Below are 19,312 nucleotides of genomic sequence, written 5' to 3' on the forward strand. Positions count from 1 at the left end.
AACGTTATAAACTGAGAAACGTCGTGAAAATAGTCGCTGTCACCGCCTGTCCAACAGGCATTGCACATACCTATATGGCAGCAGATGCACTCATCAAAGCTGCCCCTAAATATCAGGTCCAAATCAAAGTCGAAACCCAAGGCGCAATGGGGATTGAAAATCAACTGACACCACAAGACATAACCCTAGCCGATAGAGTACTTATCGTCTCTGATATTGAAATTGACCAAGCAGCTCGCTTTGAAGGTTGCAACGCGATTAGAGTGTCAATTGAGGATGTACTGGTTAATGTCGACAAAGTGTTTCTCTTGCACTGTCGCTCTTAACCTCAAACAAAACAACAGGTACCTATGAACGAATACCAGCTGACCTTCTTAGTCGAAAATTCAGACGCCAACGCCCTCGCAGCACAGCCGCTTCGGGTGCTAGCCAAAAAGTTCAAAAGTACCCTTCAAATCATTAACATCACCCGAGATCGTCGCGCCGACCTTACCAAAGCGGTCGCCATGTTACAGGTCGGATTGGTCGAGGGTGACCTGTGCCAGATTACCGCAATGGGTATGGATGCTGAGCTTGCCTGCTTTGTCCTCAAAGATGTGATTGCGGAGCACTACACGCTTATTGGTTCGAAGATTAACTATGAGTTTTCTAGCGAACTTGCGACGCGATTGCCGCAGCTCTGCCCTGCCAGTGAAACCAAATGGCACTATGCGAAAGCGCATACTGAATTAACCAAGTTCGAATGTTTAAAAGGGCTCGCCCAGCTAATCCACCCCGACCATCCAGACGAACTGCTCCTCGCCTTTATTAAACGAGAAGAGCGCTCATCAACCTGTGTCACGCCGGGAATTGCGCTGCCTCATGTCATGTTTGACGATATCGATCATATCGCTATTGCTGTCATTGCCAGTGACACCCCGATTGATTGGGCATCGCAAATGGGCAATGTGCATCTTGCAATAGCACTGGTGATGCCTGCCAAACCAACGAGAGAGCAGATCATTGCCGCAACCAATCTGACTCGTAATCTTCTTTGTGATCAACTTTCTCAACGCCTAAGGCTGACACGTAGCAGCGTCGATCTTCAAGCGCTGCTGATGTACTCCATGTCGCAACTGTTGTCCTGAACTCAAACAGAGCCACGATACTCGGTTGGGGTTCTTCCGGTTCGATTTTTAAACACGCGGCAGAAGTAGTTCACGTCTTTAAAACCACAGCGCATCGCGACTTCATTGAGCTTAAAGTTGTACTTTTTGAGCATGAACTTAGCGCGGTCAATACGCACCCAAGTAATATAGTCCGCCAACGTCATATGCCCTTGCTGGCGAAACAGTCGAGAAAGATGATTGGATGAGATACTAAAGCGTGTCGCGATACTGTCTCGGGTAATCTGGCGGTGGAAGTTCTCTTGGATATAGATACAAATCCCCTGATAGAGATCTTGCACACGACTGTGTGATTGCTCAATTGGTGCATCAAGCATGGTTTTGCTGTATTGCAACAACGCTTGTAGCAATAGCTCATCCATCGGCTTCTTATTGTTCTCTCTCGCCAATGAACTGAGCGCTTCTAAAATATTATCGATGGCAAAACCTGATCGGGTTTGAATGCTGTGTTTTTGAATATCATAAAAACTCGCTTCTCCCTTGCGTTTACTGACCAAACTTAACCCTAACTGACGCCGCCCAAACAACATACTCAATACCGAGCAGTCGGTATCCCAGTCAGGCTTGTTCCAGCAGTTGGGCGGGATGAAAATCGCATCGCCCGCTTTCGCGACAATGTTCGTCACTTTACGTTCGTGGGTTTCCATTTCATTGACGTATTCCCCATCCAACACCAGTTCTAAACGCGGAAAGTTAACCTGATAGCTAAACGCCGGAGGCGTATGAAAATCTCCGGCAAACCAGATGTTGTGGAAAGGCTCTCGCTCGTTAAGTACGGACGAAATTAAATCATGAAATACCATCGTAGCATCAACTCAAACTGCACCCTGCGTGCTGGAAGCCTAGGTATACTCTTTAGTGAAGAGTAGCGCTATTGAGCAAAATCACAATTCGAGATCTGGGTTACAAAAATCCAGTAATAGCAATAAATTTCCAGTATTAAAAAGCCTTAAATCGACAAGAAGTCGAGCTAAACAGTTTGCCAAACTCCCCATAAATAAAGGCATTAAGGAAGGTTAACTACTGTCAACACCCTTACCAATCACCACTCTGAAACGATCGAAATCACACTCTAAAAGGGACGCAACAATCCTCCAGTAAATGCGTTTTTTCTTCACTACAGAGCACTGCTGATAGATTTCAAAATACCCCTAACAAAACAAGAAACGCACTAGGGGTCCACTATGATCACCAAATTAATCAATGAAAATCTAATTAAGCTTGAGCTTGAGGCCACCTCAAAACAAGAGGTGTTTGAAGAGCTTGTCGAGGTGCTATACCAACAAGGTCGAATTTCCAATAAAAGCGATTTTTTGGCAGACATTCTAAAACGCGAAGCTGAGGGTAACACGGGCTTTGAGGAAGGCATTGCCATCCCGCACGCCAAAAGTGCAGCCGTGCTTGAACCTGCCGTCGTTATCGGCGTTCGCAAAGCAGGTATCGAATACGGCGCAGATGACGGCCAGCCATCAACACTCTTTTTTATGATTGCTTCTCCTGATGGCGGCGATGATCACCATATTCAAGTGTTGGCGGAACTCTCATCCAAGCTGATTGAAGATGGCTTTGTTGAACGCTTTATCAATGCAACCTCCCCTCAGCAAGCACTTGAGTTGCTGCTTCAAAAACCGCAAACCGAACAGGCGCAACCTTTAGATAACTCCAAAGGCTTTATCATTGGCGTCACTGGCTGCCCCGCAGGCGTTGCTCACACTTACCTCGCAGCGGAAGCGTTAGAAAAAGGCGCACATGCTATGGGCTTTGAGGTCAAAGTCGAAACCAACGGCTCTATCGGCGTGAAAAATAGCCCTACCGAAGAAGAGATTGCTCGCGCGGATGCGATTGTTGTCGCCTGTGATAAACAAGTGGATATGGCACGCTTCGCTGGTAAACGAGTCATCAAAACGAACGTAAAAGCGCCGATTCGTGACGCGCAAGGTTTGATTACGCAAGCGCTGAATGCTCCAGCTTACCAAGCCGAAGCCACCAGCACTGGGCAATCAGTCTCTGATAAAGCGTCTCAAGCACGTTCTGATCTTTACCGGTACCTCATGAACGGCGTATCACACATGATCCCATTCGTGGTAACGGGTGGTCTTCTAATTGCTCTTGCTCTCGCTGTTGGTGGTGAACCAACCGAAGCGGGTATGGCAATTCCTGCAGGCAGCATGTGGAATCAAATCTTAGAGGTCGGCGTGGTGGCCTTCACCTTGATGATCCCGATTCTTGCCGGTTACATCGCCTACGCCATTGCCGATCGCCCAGCACTCGCACCTGGTCTGATTGGTGGCTGGATTGCCAACAACGGATCATTTTATGGCGCTGAAGCTGGAACAGGCTTTATTGGTGCTATCGTTGCAGGTTTACTAGTGGGCTACTTCGTTAAGTTCATTACTTCCATTAACTACCACAAGTTCATTCAACCTCTTGTGCCAATCATGATCGCCCCGATCACAGGCTCACTGTTTATTGCTGGTCTGTTTATCTTTGTTATTGGCGCTCCAATCGCAGGATTGATGGACAGTTTGACCGCACTACTTACTAGCATGAGCACAGGCAACGTGGTTCTACTGGGTATCGTACTCGGCGGCATGGCTGGCTTTGATATGGGCGGTCCATTTAACAAGGTCGCGTTCCTATTCTCTGTCGGCATGATTGCGAGCGGCCAAACTCAATTTATGGGTGCAATGGCATGTGCAATCCCTGTCGCGCCATTAGGTATGGCTCTAGCAACGGTACTTGGTCGCAAGTTTGAGCTGTTTGAATCTTCTGAAATTGAAGCAGGTAAAGCGGCAGGCGCAATGGGCTTAGTTGGTATCTCTGAAGGTGCGATTCCATTTGCGGCGCAAGATCCTATGTCGGTAATTCCTGCCAATGTATTGGGCTCTATGGTTGCTGCCGTGATGGCGTTCTCATTCGGCATTACGAACAGCGTTGCTCACGGTGGCCCAGTTGTCGCTCTGCTTGGTGCAATGAACTACCCACTGCTCGCCCTTGTTTGTATGGCAGCAGGTGCGGGCGTAACCGCTCTAACTTGCATCACCTTAAAGAACCTTCGCAAAGCGAAATACACCGCTGCTGCGGCTTAACTCTTCCCTTTGATATTGGCTTGGGCAACACGTCCAAGCCACTTTTCTCTTTATGGTGATCTCTATGTCTGAACTACCTATCAATACTGAATCGTTGTTTGAGCGTGTGTTTTACCCGATGACAAACGTGATTCAAAACTACGCATGGGGCAGCCCATCTTCGTTTACTCAACTGTTCGGCACTGCAAACGCGTCAGGTGAGCCACAAGCCGAGATCTGGATGGGCGCACACCCAAATGGCTGCTCACTGGTTGATACTGGAACCAAGCAGACCAAACTGTCTAATCTAATCGGCCAAAACCTTAATCTGTTTTTGAGTGATAAGATTGCTCGCCGCTTTGGTGAACTACCTTACCTGTTTAAAGTGCTCGCGGCCGAAAAAGCGCTCTCGATTCAAGTCCACCCGAACAAACATCAGGCGGAGTTTGGGTTTAAGCGCGAAGAGCAGCAAGGTATTCCACTTTCTGCAAGCCAGCGCAACTACAAAGATGCCAACCACAAACCTGAGCTTGTTTACGCGTTAACCGACTACACGGCGATGAATGGCTTTAGACCGATTAACGAGATCCTTGCCCATTTCAACTACCTTGATATTCCTGAACTCAATTCGCTGGTGAACGATCTGTCAGGCGATCAAAGCCCTAATGGTTTAGCAAACTTCTTCTCAGCCTTGTTATCACTGCAAGGTGAGCAGAGAGAAGTCGCACTAATGAAGCTGATCATAAAAGCCAAGCAGTCGCCAACGCCACTATTTAACCTGATTGTGGAGCTTGAAGAGCAGTATCCGGGCGATGTGGGTCTATTTGCTCCATTGATCCTCAATGTGATCGTTTTAAAACCTGGCCAAGCAATGTATTTAGATGCCGAAACGCCTCATGCCTATATCAAAGGTACTGGGCTTGAGATCATGGCAAACTCCGACAATGTGCTGCGCGCCGGGCTCACGCCAAAATACATGGATGTGAAAGAGCTGGTTTCTTGCACTCGCTTTAACGAAAAGCGACTCGATAGCCTGTTGTTAGAGCCGACACAAAACAACGGTATGCTCGAATACCCGATTCCGGTCGAAGATTTTAAATTCGCGATTATTGAACACTCTGAACGGCGAGAAATTAAAACACAAGGCGCTGAAATACTGCTTCCTCTGGATGAAGCCATGCTCCTAACCCACATTTGCGGTGAGCAGTGCGTCATCGAAAAGGGCAAGTCGGTATTTATTCCTGCTTACGCTCAGCAATACACCATAGCCTGCGCAGGTCGAGTCGCTCGCGCATACAGTTAACGACTGTGCTCCTGCCTTCCCCCAAGGTCAGCACTCGTTTATTGCCCTGCTTATGCGGGGCTTTTTTATCTCTTTCTATTTCGTGATTCGCGTTTATTTTGTGACCGTTAACACAGGCTAAAAATGACGCCTATCACACTTAAAATTAGCGGATACAAAAGTCTAGTAGTTGGATTTTTTTTACTATTTCCGAGTTTAGCGGCAAGGATTAAATTAACTCCATTGCATAAGCACTGATGAGTAAAATAAATGATTACCGAACTAACCAACGTCAATTTAATTAAAGTCAACCTTCAAGCAAATAATAAAAAAGAAGCCTTCGAAGAGCTTGCAGAAATGTTATTCAACAACGAGCGTATTAATAACAAATCCGCATTCTTGAATGATATTGAAACGCGTGAATCCTTAAGCGTCACCTCTATGGATGGCATTGCTTACCCACATGCCAAAAGCCAAGCCGTCACTAACCCTGCCATTGCTGTTGGCGTAAAGCGTGAAGGCCTTGAGTACGGCGATGAAGACGGCATCAAACCCAGCCTATTTTTTATGATCGCATCACCGGATAACGGCGCCGATCATCATATTTATGTTCTTCAAGAACTGTTCGGAAAATTCAGCGAAGAGTTTATTGAAGAGGTCCAAAATGCAAAAGACGAACAACAAATCCTTAATATTTTAACTAATTCATAAGGCGTAGTAATTATGAGTACCCTAACAACTCAAGCTACTAACAATAGCGATTTTAAAAAACTACTCGGCACCATGAAAGGACACCTTTTATTTGGTACTTCTCATATGCTTCCATTTATTGTTGCGGGTGGTGTACTTCTAGCATTAGCGGTAATGGCATCAGGTAAAGGTGCGGTTCCGGCTGATGGCTTACTGGCGGATATTTCCAATATCGGTATTAAAGGCCTAGTGCTTTTCCCTATCATCCTTGGCGGCTTCATTGGTTACTCTATCGCTGACAAACCAGCGCTTGCACCAGCGATGATCTCTTCTGGCATTATGGCGGATATGGGCGGCGGTTTCTTAGGTTGTATCGTGGCAGGTTTCATTGCTGGTGGCGTAGTTTTCCAACTTAAGAAAATCCCTCTTTCTGCTAACATGACGGCACTCGGCGCTTATTTCATCTACCCACTTATCGGTACGCTTATCTCCGCAGGTATCGTTTTATGGGGTATCGGTGAGCCAATCAAACTGTTCATGGCGTCTATGAACGAGTTCCTAGCTTCAATGGCTGGCGCGTCTAAAGTAGTTCTAGGTACGATTCTTGGTGGTATGACGGCGTTCGATATGGGCGGTCCAATCAACAAAGTCGCGACGCTATTCGCTCAAACTCAAGTAGACACTCAACCATGGCTAATGGGCGGTGTGGGCATCGCAATCTGTACGCCTCCTCTAGGCATGGCACTAGCAACCTTCCTATTCAAGAAGAAGTTCACTAAGCAAGAGCAAGAGGCAGGTAAAGCTGCCGCAATCATGGGCTCTATCGGTATCTCTGAAGGCGCGATTCCATTCGCAGCGAATGACCCAGTGCGCGTACTTCCTTCAATCGTTGCCGGTGGTATCGTGGGCTGTGTATTCGGCTTCCTTACAGACGTTCTACTACATGCACCATGGGGTGGTCTAATCACGGCGCCAGTATCAAGCAACATACCAATGTACGTGGTGGGTATTGCGCTAGGCTCACTAACGACTGCTCTTATCGTAGGCTTCTGGAAACCAGTGGCTGAAGAATCAGAAGAAGAACTCGAACCAGCAGCACCTGTGCAAGCTCAAGCGGCTCCAGCAGCAGGCGAAGGCGAGTACGACGTAGTAGCGGTAACGTGTTGCCCATCTGGCGTAGCACACACTTTCATGGCAGCGAAAGCGCTAGAGAAAGCAGGCGCCGCAGCAGGCATTAAGATAAAGGTAGAAACTCAAGGTCAAAACGGTATCCAGAACCGCATCACTGACCTAGATGTTGCAAACGCGAAGCTGGTAGTTCTCGCTCACGACATTCAAGTCAAAGATGCACAGCGTTTTGCTAACGCGAACGTGGTTGAGTGCTCAACCAAAGAAGCAATGAAGAAAGCCGCAGAGTTAATTCAAGCTTAAATTTAGCTATACAAACTAAGCCCGAGCAAATAGATGCTCGGGCTTTTTTCGTTCCATCGTTTGCAACTCTCTTGCATTAAAAACCTAACGTGTTTCCAATAACTTATTCTGCAATCGTACTTTTTAATTAATGATAAATACCATGGAAGTTCAGCCTATATCTATCAATCCAAAAATAACAAAAGGACGTCTCATGGCAAAACCGACACAGGATGACATCACTCGCCTAAACCGCTACTTCGCGATTGAAAGTAATAATGAGTTTTGGAGCTTGTCTGAAAAAGCCAGTACAACACAAGAGCAGCAACGATTACTCACGGTTGCATTTTCGTCGCTCTATCATTGGTCAAGCGTAGGCACGGCAGACAACATTCATCTTGCTGAGCTCGCCGTTGCTAGAGCGCTTTGTATCAGCGGATCAGAGCTAAGCCTGTCATTTGCCCAAAACGCGTTTGAACACTTTGACGGCGAAGGAGCAGACTGGATTCAAGCATTCACCAACGCGGTATTAAGCCACGCGTTATCTATATCCGATCACAAAGCGCAAGCCGCAGAGCACTACCAGCAAGCAGTTAATTATCAGGCTAAGTTGTCAGAAGGTGATAGAAGCGTATTTGACGCAACCTTCAACACCATTCCAACCCCTTAACTTCACTTACCCCACTTTCGCGATGACCTTTTGGCAGATATATTCACCAATAGGCATCGCTGAAGTCGCAGCAGGAGATGGTGCGTTGCAAACATGCAAACTGCGAGGGCTTTCGGCAAACAGAAAGTCATGAACGAGCGTACCGTCTTTCATCACCGCCTGAGCGCGAATGCCGGCAGGATAAGGCTTTAAATCTGCGAGTTCTATCTTAGGACAATATTTGTTAACCAACTTCAAGTAGCCGGGCTTCCACCATGAGTTTTTAAATTCCACCAGCCCAGTTTTGAGGTGTTTCGCCGTCACTTTCCAAAAGCCACTGAAACGCAGCATCTGCATAGTGTCTTTGAGGCTAAAATTGACCGCCCCATACCCTTCCCGCTTCCAACCCTGAACGGCATTAGGCCCCACCGTCACCGAACCATCAATCATTCTGGTGAGGTGCACGCCAAGAAATGGTAAATCAGGGTCAGGAATGGGGTATATAAGATGGTTCACTATGCCATTATGCTTGGAATCAAGTCGATAATACTCCCCGCGATAAGGCACGATTTGAAAGTCAGTCTCAATAGATAGCATCTTGGTCATTCGATCGGCCATCAGACCTGAACACGTGATTAAGAACTTACCCACCACCACCGAGCTTTCGCCTTTGCTCATACAAGTGAGATAGATGTCATCACTGGTCTCTTGAGCCGCAATCACTTCCGATTCAAGTTGCACCTCTCCACCGAGTTCGACAAACGCCTTGGCCATCTGAGCGGTGACTTGTTTGTAATCCACTATGCTGGTCGATTTAACGTAAATGGCGCCAAGCCCTGTGATATTCGGCTCAGCCAAACTTAGCTGAGCTTGGTCCAACAGCTCAACCTCAATCCCATTCTCATCACAGCGTTGGTAGAGGGCATGCATCCGTTGCAGCTCCACATCATTTGTCGCGACCAACAATTTACCGCAGTTCTCGACCGCTATATTGTGTTGACGGCAGAAATCGATCGTCCGCTCTACCCCTCGTTTACAAAACTCAGCTTTGAGGCTTCCCGGTTGATAATAGACACCCGCGTGAATAACACCGCTGTTATGCCCCGTTTGGTGATGGGCAAATCCCGACTCTTTTTCAATCAATAGGATGGTTTTATCTGGCTGGGCTTGTTTGAGTTGCCAAGCGGTAGACACACCGACGATCCCGCCACCTACAACCACATAGTCGTACACTCTTTCCATATTCATGTTAATTGGCCACCTTGTCCGCTGGTCCCTTCTCGCTCAATGTCGAAGATTGGCGACCACTGTGAAGGAAAATCGCAATGAACGTCCCACTTAACACTAAGCGGATCCAGATCGATACATCAGGCCAAACGAGCGCCAAACCAATCGCAACCAACCCAATACGAACCAGCACATTGAGCTCTCCCTCTAGGTATCCTTCGATTGCGCCGATAAATGCGTAAGTGCCGACAATGGCAAACACACCCGTGACAAGCACTGACGTCACATCCCAACTAACCAATCCGGTATACGCAATCAGCAAAGGCACCAAGTAAAGCCCTTTGGCAATTTTCCATGCCATCAAGCCTGTTCGCATTGGTGGCGTTTTAGCGATGGTCGCCGCCGCAAACGCGGTCAAACATACTGGCGGTGTCACGTTACTGTCTTGAGAAAGCCAGAAAATGATTAAGTGGGCCGACAGCAGCGCAAGGCCAACCGCTTCTAAACCAAGGCTTTGCTCTAGTAACGTTTCCATGAAATCGGCAGGGACTAGCGCTATCATCTCTTTTGCCGTTTCAAGGGTCATAGGTGCACTCAAGAGCGCCAGCTTATCAGGCGCGGCGAGCATAAAGATCGCTTTAGCTTGTTCAGGCAGTTGACCAGCCACAAGCAGATCAAGTAGCTGATTCTCAGCCAGCAACTTGTACAACGCTGGAGCAGAAAGCGTACCCAGCACAATATACGCTGCGGTAACAGGAAGCCCCATACCGAGTACCAATGAAGCAAGTGCAATCAACACGATCATGGTAAACAAATCACCATTCGCCCAGCCATCAATCATAAGCGAGAAGGTGTTTCCGATCCCCGTGGTACTGATAACGTTAATGACCAAGCCAATTCCCACCAGTAACACCGCCGTCGTTGCCATGTTTTTCGCCCCTTGGGAAAGCGCTTCAATGATCGCTCTAGGACCCATTTTGTGATTTTTGGAAAACCACGACGCGACAACCACTGAAATGATAGACAGGCCAGCTGCATAGGTGGGCGTGAAGCCTTGCACCAACAAGGTAACTAACACAGCCAATGGAATCAGATTGTGCCAACCGGAAATCAGCACCTTAAACAGAGACTCATCGCTCGTCGTTACTTTTTGTACCCCGCTGCGCTTTGCTTCGATACGGACAAAAAACGCTACGGATAGAAAGTAAATCAGCGCAGGAATAAACGACACCGCGATGATGTCGACATAAGGAATCTGCGTGTAAGAGGCCATAATGAAGGCACCCGCCCCCATAACAGGAGGCATCAGTTGCCCACCAGTGGATGCAGCGGCTTCAACCCCTGCAGCAAATCGAGATGGAAAGCCCGCTTTTTGCATTAAAGGGATACTAATAACGCCAGTAGACACTGTGTTCGCGACACTCGAGCCAGAGACAGACCCCATTAAACCAGAGCCGATCACGGCGATAAACCCAGGGCCACCAATGATTTTACCCGCGGCCGCGCGAGCAACATCAATAATGTAATCGCCCACCCCAGAACGCACTAAGAAGGCGCCAAACAAGATGAACATGAAAACGAAGGTCCAGCTGATCCGAGAAATCGAGCCAAACATACCTTCAGAAGAGTAAAAGCTGCGGTACAGCAAAGTTTCAAGGCTTAAACCCGGGAAATGGAAAATGCCAGTTGCCCACTGTCCCCACACCACCACGTAGCTTAAACACACCAAGATCAGCATGGGAATAAACCAACCCATGGTTCGGCGAATCAATTCGATAACAATAGCAATAGCAAGAATGGCAAAAAACCAATCACTGGCGACAAACTTAACTCCTCGCTCATACAGCGCATCTTCCGCAAACGGGATGTACACCAGACAAGCAAGCGCCGCAATCGCAATCAGCACATCGACCCCAAGCGCGAACTTACTCTTTTTTAACGAAATATGTGCTGGGTACCACAGCGCACAAATCACAGCAAAACCCGCAAAGTGCGTTGCTGAAATCCATAACTCGGGTAAGGTCGACAAGGTATTGAACCAAATATGTAACAGCGATAGCACCACACCAAACGCGGTAATGACTTTGCCCACCCACGGAAAATCCGTTCGGGTAGGTAGCTCAAATTTTTGCAATTCCTCTTGCATCGAATCGCTCATAATCCACTCCAACGCACTCCAACTTCTCAGTAGAGCAAAACAAATAATAATTGAAGCGCGCACCGCTCATCGGGTGCGCGTTATCAGGTGATCAGTTGATCAATAGTTCAGACGGGATCTCGACACCCACTTCTTTGTAGTAACGAGCAGCTCCCGGATGAAGAGGAAGTGGCAAACCCGCGATCGCTTTTTCAATCGCCATCGCTTTTGTTGCTTTGTGAATGCCTTGTAGGAATGGTAGGTTTTCGTAAATCGTTTTGGTTAGTTGGTAAACATCTTCTTCAGAAATGTCTTGTCGAACCGCTAAGAAGTTAGGTTGAGCAATGGTTGTGATCGGCTTGTCGACACCTGGGTAGGTGTTGGCTGGGATTTCATATTTCGTCCAAAGATTGTATTTGCCATTCGCCATTTTGATCTGCTGATCGGTAAACGACAGGATTTGGATATCATCACCCAGTGCGGCAAATGCTTGAGTTACCGCACCGACAGGAACACCCGCTGGCGTGTTCATGCCATCAATGGTGCCATTTTGCAGTGCACTCGCACTACCGCCATAGCCCATGTACGCAAGATTAAACTTGTCTGGGTCGACCTCTAAGCCTTTCATAATTTGACGACCAGAATTCTCTGTTCCTGAGTTCTTCTTACCGATGGAAAACTTCTTGCCATCTAGATTGTTCAGATCGCTTACCGTCCCACTTTCCACAAGGTCTGAACGGACAATGAAGTGCTCAACGTTTTGCCAAAGCATAGACACAGAGCGTAGCCCTTCTTGGCGACCACTTTTCTCGTAAGGACCTTGACCAGACCAAGCCCAAGCGCCGTACAACCCCTGAAGGATGGCAAATTGCGCTTCGTTTTCATTCAGCAGCTTAACGTTCTCACCAGATCCCGCTGAGCTGATCGCTGACAAAGAGAAGTGATGCTTAGGTGCCAGTTTCACTTTGCTCAAGGTCGCCAAAGCAACCCCCACTGGATAATACGTTCCCCCTGTCGATGCCGTTGCAAGGATGTAGCTGCGATCTTCTGCTACCGCATTCGATACCAAACCAAAAGAAGCCATCGCGACCGCTAGGGTTTTCACCAGTTTGTTGTATTTCATCTTTACTCTCCATGTAGAGTTGTTCACGTTATTATTTTGTTAAATCAAATCTGTAAGAGCAAAAGCGGTGCCAAATCATAAGTTATTGAATTATTTAGATAGAAACTCATATGGTGACGTAAATGAGCAAAATCTTGCTCATTTGCAAAGAGGGCGATGAGCAAAAAATGGCTCATTTCACAGGGTCATATTGGCCATATACCCCTTGTTAATGACTCAAAAGTTAAAGAAATGTGATCATTCAAACAAACCGCAGCAAATTTGTGGTGAGCAAAATTTTGCTTATCCCGCCACAAATTTGTCTCAATCGCCACTCACATAGTCACTGCGATTCAAAGCATAGCGCGCCATTTTTTGGTTGAGCGTGCGCCGTGGAAGATCCAGCTCTTGCATCACTTGGGTAATTTTGCCGTTGTGACGTACCAGCGCATCATGAATCACTTTACGTTCAAAGCTCTGGACCTGAATCGCTAACGGAATTCCGGCGTTGGAGGTTTCGCTTAAAGTATTCGGTCGAGAAGAGAGAATCTCACCCACCGTGACCGATTCATCGAGTGCAAACCGGATCGCGACATTGCGCAGTTCACGAACATTGCCAGGCCACGAGTAGGTCAATAGGGCTTGCCTGTCTGCTTCACTGGCTAAACGCGTATTCTGATTGGCTTGATGGGAAAAGTGCTCAAACAGCAGCAAGGCGTCATCTTCGCGTTCGCAAAGGGGCGGAAGATAAAGCTGAGCGACGTTCAGTCGATAGTAAAGATCTTGGCGAAAATCAGGATGGTTCATCAGATCGTGTTTGGCGGCGGCCACAACGCGCAAATCGACTGAGATTGGCTGATTGCCTCCCACTCGCTCAACCATATGGTCTTGCAAAGAGCGCAATACTTTCACTTGCATCGCGAGCGGCATACTCTCGATTTCATCAAAAAACAGGGTCCCTTTGTTGGCATACTCCAGCTTTCCAACGCGACGTTTGGTCGCTCCTGTAAACGCCCCTGCCTCATGACCAAACAGCTCGCTCTCAAATAGGTTTTCTGGAATCGCTCCGCAATTGAGGGGAACGAAAGGATGACTCTGCCGGCGACTGAACTGATGCAAACATGTCGCAACCAACTCCTTACCACATCCCGTATCGCCGTATATGATCACATTGGTATCGATGGTCGCCACTTTGGCGATTTGCTCCCGTAGATCACACATCACCTGACTACGACCAATGATGATTTCTTCAATCCCGTCGACGCTCTCAAGATAAGAGCGTCTATCTTCTCGCTCTTTGCCGTGTTGATAGTGGGCAGCCGCGGCTAACACGGTATCGGACAAACGCTGAGGATCAAACGGCTTTTCTATAAAGTCATAAGCGCCCATTTGCAGCGCTTTCACCGCCATATCCACATCACCATGGCCGGTAATCAATATCACGGGAATAGTTGGAAATCGCTGCTTAACTTGGCTCAGCAGATCGACGCCATCTATGCCGGGCAGTCTTACATCACTGACGATTACGTCAAATTCACTGTGCTGGAGCGAGGCCATCAACTGCTCACCATCATCAAAAGGGCTCACTTCAAACCCAGCGAGCTGCAGCCACTGACTGGTCGCTTGACGAACAATGGCGTCATCTTCCACCAGTGCGACACATGCTTCCATAACTTCTTCCATACGATGTATTCCTCCTTCGGCAACGGTATGAGAAAAAGTCAACAACGGAAAGGAGCTAGCTCCCAATTTTCATCTACAAGTTCTTAACAAAAAATTGGGAATTTGCTAGCGTGTTGACGGTAACACCAATGAGAAGCCCATCCGTTTGAGTTAGGAAACGCCAATGAGTAGAGGTCATCGTTATTGGCTATTGATTCTCGTGATCTCGGCCATCAGCGCCATTCAGATCGCCAGCAGAGAGATCGCCACTCAATGGAGCTTAAGCGCAATTCAAAGCCAAACCGAGCAGCGCTTGCTCGACTACATCGGTGATGCTCGCCGCTCGTTGCAACGTTTCTACCATTTGCCTTACCTTGTGACTAACGACTCGCAAAGCCTCGACTACCTCAAAGGCAACCTAACATTACAACCTGATATCGAAGAGCAACTGGCCAAGCTCGACAAAGCCGCCAATACGCTCGGTTGGTCGATTCTCTCATCTAGCGGGGATGTGTTGGCATCAAGCTCAAAGCAATACCAACTCCCCCCCACAGATATCGAATCCATTGTTAAGCAAATCCATAGACAGCGTGAAGGCGTGGCGGTCGTCACCAAAAACAAGGGAACCTTTGCTGAGTATTTCCTCGCCGCACCGATGTACTTGGGGCTCGATATTGCTGGCATTGTCGTCGTCCAGATCGATCTGAGCTTACTCACCGAACAGTGGCTTACCAGTGAAGAAATCATTTTGGCAGAGAAACCCAACAGCCACGTTTTTCTCTCTAGTAGCAAGACTTTCACCGCTGACTGGTTTAATGATGCGTTCGACAAACAACAAATGAGCGAGCCAACCACTTTGTTCGATGACACACGTTTTTCAATTTGGCCGCTCGGTAAAACGCGTTACCTCGCGCAATCTGTCTTGCTAGACGATCTGCAATGGGAGCTCACCTATCTCACCCCAATCAGTACAATGGAAAACAATGTTGCCTGGTTAAGCTGGAGCATTGCCGCGGCTTGTGTGGTGGTCTGTTTACTACTCATCATTCGCTATCAGAAGCATCAAAAAGCCTTGAGCCAAGTGAGAATTCAGAAATTATTAGTCGAGTCTGAAAAGCGGCTCAATGCCATGATCAACAAAACCCACGTAGGGATCCTATTAGTCAATAAAGACGGCTTGATCACCGACATTAACTCGATGGCAAAACGCTACTTTAACCTCGCCGATTCCATGATTGGTTCAGTGGATGCTTGGCAGCTGTTCGATACGGGAAATCCAAACTCAACCACACTTAGGTTGCTCAAAAACCTTTCCCAACATCGAGAAGTCGCTGAATTGAGTAGCGTCGAAACCTTCGCCCGACGCAGTGATGGCAGTCATTTCCCGGTCCTATTTTCAATCAGCCAGTTCCGCTGGGATGCACACTCCTACTACTTATGTACCATCATGGACATCAGTAAACGTAAGAAGGCGGAAATCGCATTGGAATCGGCAAACCGACTGCTGCAACAACGAGTTGAAGAGCGAAGCCAAGCGCTAGAGGAAGCGCAGAAGGAGCTTATCGAAACCAGTAAATTGGCAGCATTAGGTCGAATGTCGAGCGCGATTACTCATGAGATCAACCAGCCGCTGACAGGATTGAGAACGCTATTATCCAGTAATCAACTGCTTATCGAACGGGGTGAAACGAAACTCGCCCAAGCCAATTTAGAACTGGTCAACACCCTAATTGATCGGATGGCTAACATGACCTCTCAGTTGAAATCCTTTGCCTTTCAGAAGCTGGAAAAGCCTGAACCCGTCTCTCTAACCTTGGCCCTAGAAGAAGTACTGCGGCTAGAGCAAGACGCCCTCAAATCAATCGATGTTCGAGTGCGGGTGGCGCAAGATGTGGACTGGGTGTTGGGAGAAGAGGTACGCCTGCGTCAAGTGCTAGGTAACCTGATTCGCAACGCGATTGATGCGCTCAAAGGTCGCGCTAATCCAACCATTAGCATCAACGCCAAGCGCATCGGTGATAAGGTCACTCTCGATGTTTCCGATAATGGCTGCGGCATTGACCCTGACCAACTGGGCTCCATCTTTGAACCATTCCAAACCAATAAAAAAATTGGCGAAGGTCTTGGCTTGGGTCTTGCCATCACCGCCAATAATGTCAGAGACATGCGAGGCACCATTCACGCCTCGCTCAACACGGAGTCAGGGATGACATTCACGCTGACGTTAGACAGTTGTACAAACGGACGCTAACAAACCTACCGCACTCTCCTTCACCATATCTTTTAGTCATCTCTCACAGCCCTCCTACCGAAGCAAATTGTGCCTAACACCATGAAAATTTACCGTATTTTATTCATTTTGCGCATTGTTTGATCAAATGCACCTTACTGATATGAAAACTTATGAACAGTGTGGTTTTATGAACTCAGTCGCTCAAAGAAAACGGATCCTTGTTAAAGTTCGCGGTGACGTCAGAACAATAATATCGGATCAATAATGAAACTAAGTAACCTAACAATAAAATCCAAACTCGCATCGATTGTCTTATTGTCGGCAATTCTTATCGCGATGGCTTGCGCCTACAACCTACTGCAACAACGTGACTCCTCGATGCTGGAGCGCCAAGACAAACTTCAAGCGCAGGTCGAATCTGTGCTCAGTTTGACTCAGCATTACTACAATCAACGTCAAACCCTTGGAGACGAGACCGCTAAACAGCAAGCGCTCAAAGCGATTGAAGCCATCCGATACGATGGCAATAATTATTTCTGGATTGTTGACCAGCAAACACGTGTCGTTCAGCACCCGCTCAAACCTGAGTTGAATGGCCAAACAGCCAAAGACTTTACCGATGGGGCGGGCAAGCACCACTGGCAGGAAATGGTGGCCATTTCAAACAGGCCAGCGCAGAAAGGTTTCCTAGACTATCAATGGAAAAGCCCTCAAGGCGCGCTGAAAGATAAGATCTCTTACGTGCAACTTTTTCCTGAATGGGGGTGGGTTATTGGCTCTGGCATTCTGGTCTCTGACATTCAGGAGGCGTTTTACGCACTGGCAATCAAAGAGACCGTCGTAGCACTTATCCTCACTGGGCTTCTGTTCGCGATGGGTTACGTGATTTCAAATAATATCCTTACCCCTCTAGAAAAACTCATCACCCACATGCACAACATCGCCGATGGTGATTTGCGAGGTCGTCTTAACCTTACACGTAAAGATGAGTTAGGTGATATGGGTAAGCAAATGGACAAGATGCTCGATAAGCTTCAAACCACCCTCAGCACCGCCCATGACTCGGCGATTCAATCAAGTACCATGGCGAGTCAAATTGCTCAAGCCAGTGAAGAAGCTGCCACTAGCGTCAACTCTCAGCATAGCCAGCTAGAGTTGCTCTCAACCGCAATGACCGAGATGAGCGCAACAATTTCGGATGTTGCGACGAATGCTGAAAACACCTCAGAAAGTACAGGTAAAGTGGTCAACCACGTTCAAGTCAACGATGAAGCAATGAAGGTTACATCAAAGTCGATTGCGCATGTTTCTGACAACATCTCTCTCGCCAATGATTTGGTTCGCGGTTTGCAGGCAGGGGTTAATGAAATCAGCAATGTGGTTGAAGTCATCCGTGACGTCTCTGAGCAAACCAACCTACTCGCACTCAATGCGGCGATTGAAGCGGCGCGTGCAGGTGAACAAGGCCGAGGTTTCGCCGTTGTCGCAGATGAAGTCCGCAATCTCGCGAGCCGCACGCAAAACTCGACCAATGAGGTTCAGCACACCATCGAGAAACTCACTGAACAAGCAAACAAAACCTTCGAAGCAATGCAAACAAGTAATGAAAATGTCGCTCAAAGCGTTGAATCGTCAGAAAATACTCGTAAGCAGTTAGATTTAATTGTGGTTGAAATGCAAAACGCCAACGATATGGTGGCACAAATCGCCGCCGCCTCAGAACAGCAAAGCGCTGTTGCCACAGAGATGAATGAAAACGTGACAGGCATCCACCTCGCCGCAAACGAAGTGCTCCAAGCGTCACAATCGCTCGCACAAGATAGCCAAGCCATGGCCAACACCGCAGAACACCTCAATGATCAGCTGAAGTATTTTAAAGTTTAAAACGTTCCGGCTTGGGATTTGTATAGATACCGCCGCAATGGCGGTATCTTTATTTACCACTAACTTTAAGTCTCATGATTAGGATTTTGAATATTCTCCCTGTCACCAACCAAAACCACACAATTATCATGGTTTTTAAGGCGTATAATTTTGTTGGGAACTAGTAACAAGGAGGCAGTTATGAATAAGTGTATTGTTCCTATACTACTGGGTTGCCTATCACTTTCTCTTTCCGTGGATGCGACAACAAAAGGAACTGGCCGAGCAGGTATGCAACAACCCCCTGTTTTTGAGGATATCGATACAAATATGGATGGGTTAATCTCTGCAGAGGAATTTACTGACTTTCAAAAGGCGCGACAGGAGCTTCGTCGATCTGAAGGGCGTCTACTAAGAAACTCAGCCAATAGTGACGGCATGTTTGAGCGAATTGACATCAACCAAGATGAATTTATTGATCTGGAGGAGTTTCAATCGCATAGAGGCTCGATGAGAGATTCAAATCTATAAGCTGATTGGTGTAGAGAGGACATTCGCAGTACCTCTACTTACACAACGCTTAATTGCTTTTATTCTCTTATGAGATCCAACGAAAAAGCCCCAGCATTTCTGCTGGGGCTTAGAATGTGGCGGGAGTGAGGCGGCAGGATTAGCGAACCAAGAGCTTGATTTAAAAAACAAATTACAAATCTAAGATTTAAAAGTATTACTACAGGTATTACTTAATGAAATCCATTGAATAGAAAGGTATCGATAAAGTACCCTTCCATTACTTTTAAGCCTAGTTACTCGACCCTAAACC

At 47.4% G+C, this 19,312-nt stretch carries 15 protein-coding genes; 10 read left to right on the forward strand and 5 right to left on the reverse strand.

The window, feature by feature from the left end; translation table 11 throughout:
- Positions 1–23 precede the first annotated feature (23 nt).
- Positions 24–326: a PTS fructose transporter subunit IIB gene (locus RJ47_RS15990; RefSeq protein WP_038138747.1), complete on the forward strand. Its 303-nt coding sequence runs from the start codon at positions 24–26 to the stop codon at positions 324–326.
- Positions 327–350: 24 nt separating this feature from the next.
- Positions 351–1,127: a PTS sugar transporter subunit IIA gene (locus RJ47_RS15995; protein WP_039485131.1), complete on the forward strand. Its 777-nt coding sequence runs from the start codon at positions 351–353 to the stop codon at positions 1,125–1,127.
- A 2-nt stretch (positions 1,128–1,129) separates the two neighbouring features.
- Here the strand turns inward: RJ47_RS15995 and RJ47_RS16000 are convergent, their stop codons facing one another.
- A complete protein-coding gene (locus RJ47_RS16000) occupies positions 1,130–1,969 on the reverse strand; it encodes a helix-turn-helix transcriptional regulator (RefSeq protein ID WP_039485133.1) in 840 nt (279 codons plus the stop codon).
- A 381-nt stretch (positions 1,970–2,350) separates the two neighbouring features.
- Here RJ47_RS16000 and RJ47_RS16005 point away from each other — a divergent pair, with 381 nt between their 5' ends.
- The 5 genes from RJ47_RS16005 to RJ47_RS16025 all read left to right on the forward strand — a co-directional run bounded on the left by RJ47_RS16005 (position 2,351) and on the right by RJ47_RS16025 (position 8,286).
- Positions 2,351–4,255: a PTS fructose transporter subunit IIABC gene (locus RJ47_RS16005; RefSeq protein WP_039485135.1), complete on the forward strand. Its 1,905-nt coding sequence runs from the start codon at positions 2,351–2,353 to the stop codon at positions 4,253–4,255.
- A gap of 64 nt (positions 4,256–4,319) precedes the next feature.
- On the forward strand, positions 4,320–5,537 hold the full coding sequence (manA, locus tag RJ47_RS16010; protein WP_039485136.1) for a mannose-6-phosphate isomerase, class I: 1,218 nt from the start codon (positions 4,320–4,322) through the stop codon (positions 5,535–5,537).
- A gap of 249 nt (positions 5,538–5,786) precedes the next feature.
- Complete coding sequence (locus tag RJ47_RS16015) at positions 5,787–6,227, forward strand: PTS sugar transporter subunit IIA (protein WP_038138760.1); 441 nt, start codon at positions 5,787–5,789, stop codon at positions 6,225–6,227.
- A gap of 12 nt (positions 6,228–6,239) precedes the next feature.
- Complete coding sequence (locus RJ47_RS16020; protein WP_039485139.1) at positions 6,240–7,637, forward strand: fructose-specific PTS transporter subunit EIIC; 1,398 nt, start codon at positions 6,240–6,242, stop codon at positions 7,635–7,637.
- 193 nt (positions 7,638–7,830) lie between these two features.
- Positions 7,831–8,286, forward strand: a complete 456-nt coding sequence (locus tag RJ47_RS16025) for a hypothetical protein (protein WP_038189511.1) — start codon at positions 7,831–7,833, stop codon at positions 8,284–8,286.
- Positions 8,287–8,292: 6 nt separating this feature from the next.
- Here the strand turns inward: RJ47_RS16025 and lhgO are convergent, their stop codons facing one another.
- The 4 genes from lhgO to RJ47_RS16045 all read right to left on the reverse strand — a co-directional run bounded on the left by lhgO (position 8,293) and on the right by RJ47_RS16045 (position 14,414).
- Positions 8,293–9,507 (reverse strand): L-2-hydroxyglutarate oxidase, encoded by a 1,215-nt coding sequence (lhgO, locus tag RJ47_RS16030; RefSeq protein WP_038189604.1) that lies wholly within the window; start codon positions 9,505–9,507, stop codon positions 8,293–8,295.
- A gap of 7 nt (positions 9,508–9,514) precedes the next feature.
- Positions 9,515–11,650: a TRAP transporter permease gene (locus tag RJ47_RS16035; RefSeq protein WP_039485140.1), complete on the reverse strand. Its 2,136-nt coding sequence runs from the start codon at positions 11,648–11,650 to the stop codon at positions 9,515–9,517.
- Positions 11,651–11,741: 91 nt separating this feature from the next.
- The gene (locus RJ47_RS16040) at positions 11,742–12,752 is read right to left on the reverse strand and encodes a TAXI family TRAP transporter solute-binding subunit (RefSeq protein WP_005470334.1); all 1,011 of its coding nucleotides are present in this window, start codon (positions 12,750–12,752) and stop codon (positions 11,742–11,744) included.
- 303 nt (positions 12,753–13,055) lie between these two features.
- The gene (locus RJ47_RS16045) at positions 13,056–14,414 is read right to left on the reverse strand and encodes a sigma-54-dependent transcriptional regulator (RefSeq protein ID WP_419831546.1); all 1,359 of its coding nucleotides are present in this window, start codon (positions 14,412–14,414) and stop codon (positions 13,056–13,058) included.
- Positions 14,415–14,577: 163 nt separating this feature from the next.
- Between RJ47_RS16045 and RJ47_RS16050 the strand changes: the two genes are divergently transcribed.
- From RJ47_RS16050 to RJ47_RS16060, 3 genes are all read left to right on the forward strand, one after another.
- Positions 14,578–16,644: a PAS domain-containing sensor histidine kinase gene (locus RJ47_RS16050; RefSeq protein WP_039485142.1), complete on the forward strand. Its 2,067-nt coding sequence runs from the start codon at positions 14,578–14,580 to the stop codon at positions 16,642–16,644.
- A 246-nt stretch (positions 16,645–16,890) separates the two neighbouring features.
- Positions 16,891–18,510, forward strand: coding sequence for a methyl-accepting chemotaxis protein (locus RJ47_RS16055; protein WP_039485144.1), 1,620 nt, complete (start codon positions 16,891–16,893; stop codon positions 18,508–18,510).
- A gap of 180 nt (positions 18,511–18,690) precedes the next feature.
- Complete coding sequence (locus RJ47_RS16060; RefSeq protein ID WP_039478520.1) at positions 18,691–19,020, forward strand: hypothetical protein; 330 nt, start codon at positions 18,691–18,693, stop codon at positions 19,018–19,020.
- Positions 19,021–19,312 lie beyond the last annotated feature (292 nt).

Origin of the sequence: Vibrio sinaloensis, assembly GCF_000808535.1 — a bacterium.
Classification (GTDB): domain Bacteria; phylum Pseudomonadota; class Gammaproteobacteria; order Enterobacterales; family Vibrionaceae; genus Vibrio; species Vibrio sinaloensis_D.

Coding starts and splice junctions, on each gene's coding strand:
- RJ47_RS15995 (WP_039485131.1), top strand. CDS start 351: ATGAACGAATACCAGCTGACCTTCTTAGTCGAAAATTCAGACGCCAAC.
- RJ47_RS16000 (WP_039485133.1), bottom strand. CDS start 1,969: ATGGTATTTCATGATTTAATTTCGTCCGTACTTAACGAGCGAGAGCCT.
- RJ47_RS16005 (WP_039485135.1), top strand. CDS start 2,351: ATGATCACCAAATTAATCAATGAAAATCTAATTAAGCTTGAGCTTGAG.
- manA (WP_039485136.1), top strand. CDS start 4,320: ATGTCTGAACTACCTATCAATACTGAATCGTTGTTTGAGCGTGTGTTT.
- RJ47_RS16015 (WP_038138760.1), top strand. CDS start 5,787: ATGATTACCGAACTAACCAACGTCAATTTAATTAAAGTCAACCTTCAA.
- RJ47_RS16020 (WP_039485139.1), top strand. CDS start 6,240: ATGAGTACCCTAACAACTCAAGCTACTAACAATAGCGATTTTAAAAAA.
- RJ47_RS16025 (WP_038189511.1), top strand. CDS start 7,831: ATGGCAAAACCGACACAGGATGACATCACTCGCCTAAACCGCTACTTC.
- lhgO (WP_038189604.1), bottom strand. CDS start 9,507: ATGGAAAGAGTGTACGACTATGTGGTTGTAGGTGGCGGGATCGTCGGT.
- RJ47_RS16035 (WP_039485140.1), bottom strand. CDS start 11,650: ATGAGCGATTCGATGCAAGAGGAATTGCAAAAATTTGAGCTACCTACC.
- RJ47_RS16040 (WP_005470334.1), bottom strand. CDS start 12,752: ATGAAATACAACAAACTGGTGAAAACCCTAGCGGTCGCGATGGCTTCT.
- RJ47_RS16045 (WP_419831546.1), bottom strand. CDS start 14,414: ATGGAAGAAGTTATGGAAGCATGTGTCGCACTGGTGGAAGATGACGCC.
- RJ47_RS16050 (WP_039485142.1), top strand. CDS start 14,578: ATGAGTAGAGGTCATCGTTATTGGCTATTGATTCTCGTGATCTCGGCC.
- RJ47_RS16055 (WP_039485144.1), top strand. CDS start 16,891: ATGAAACTAAGTAACCTAACAATAAAATCCAAACTCGCATCGATTGTC.
- RJ47_RS16060 (WP_039478520.1), top strand. CDS start 18,691: ATGAATAAGTGTATTGTTCCTATACTACTGGGTTGCCTATCACTTTCT.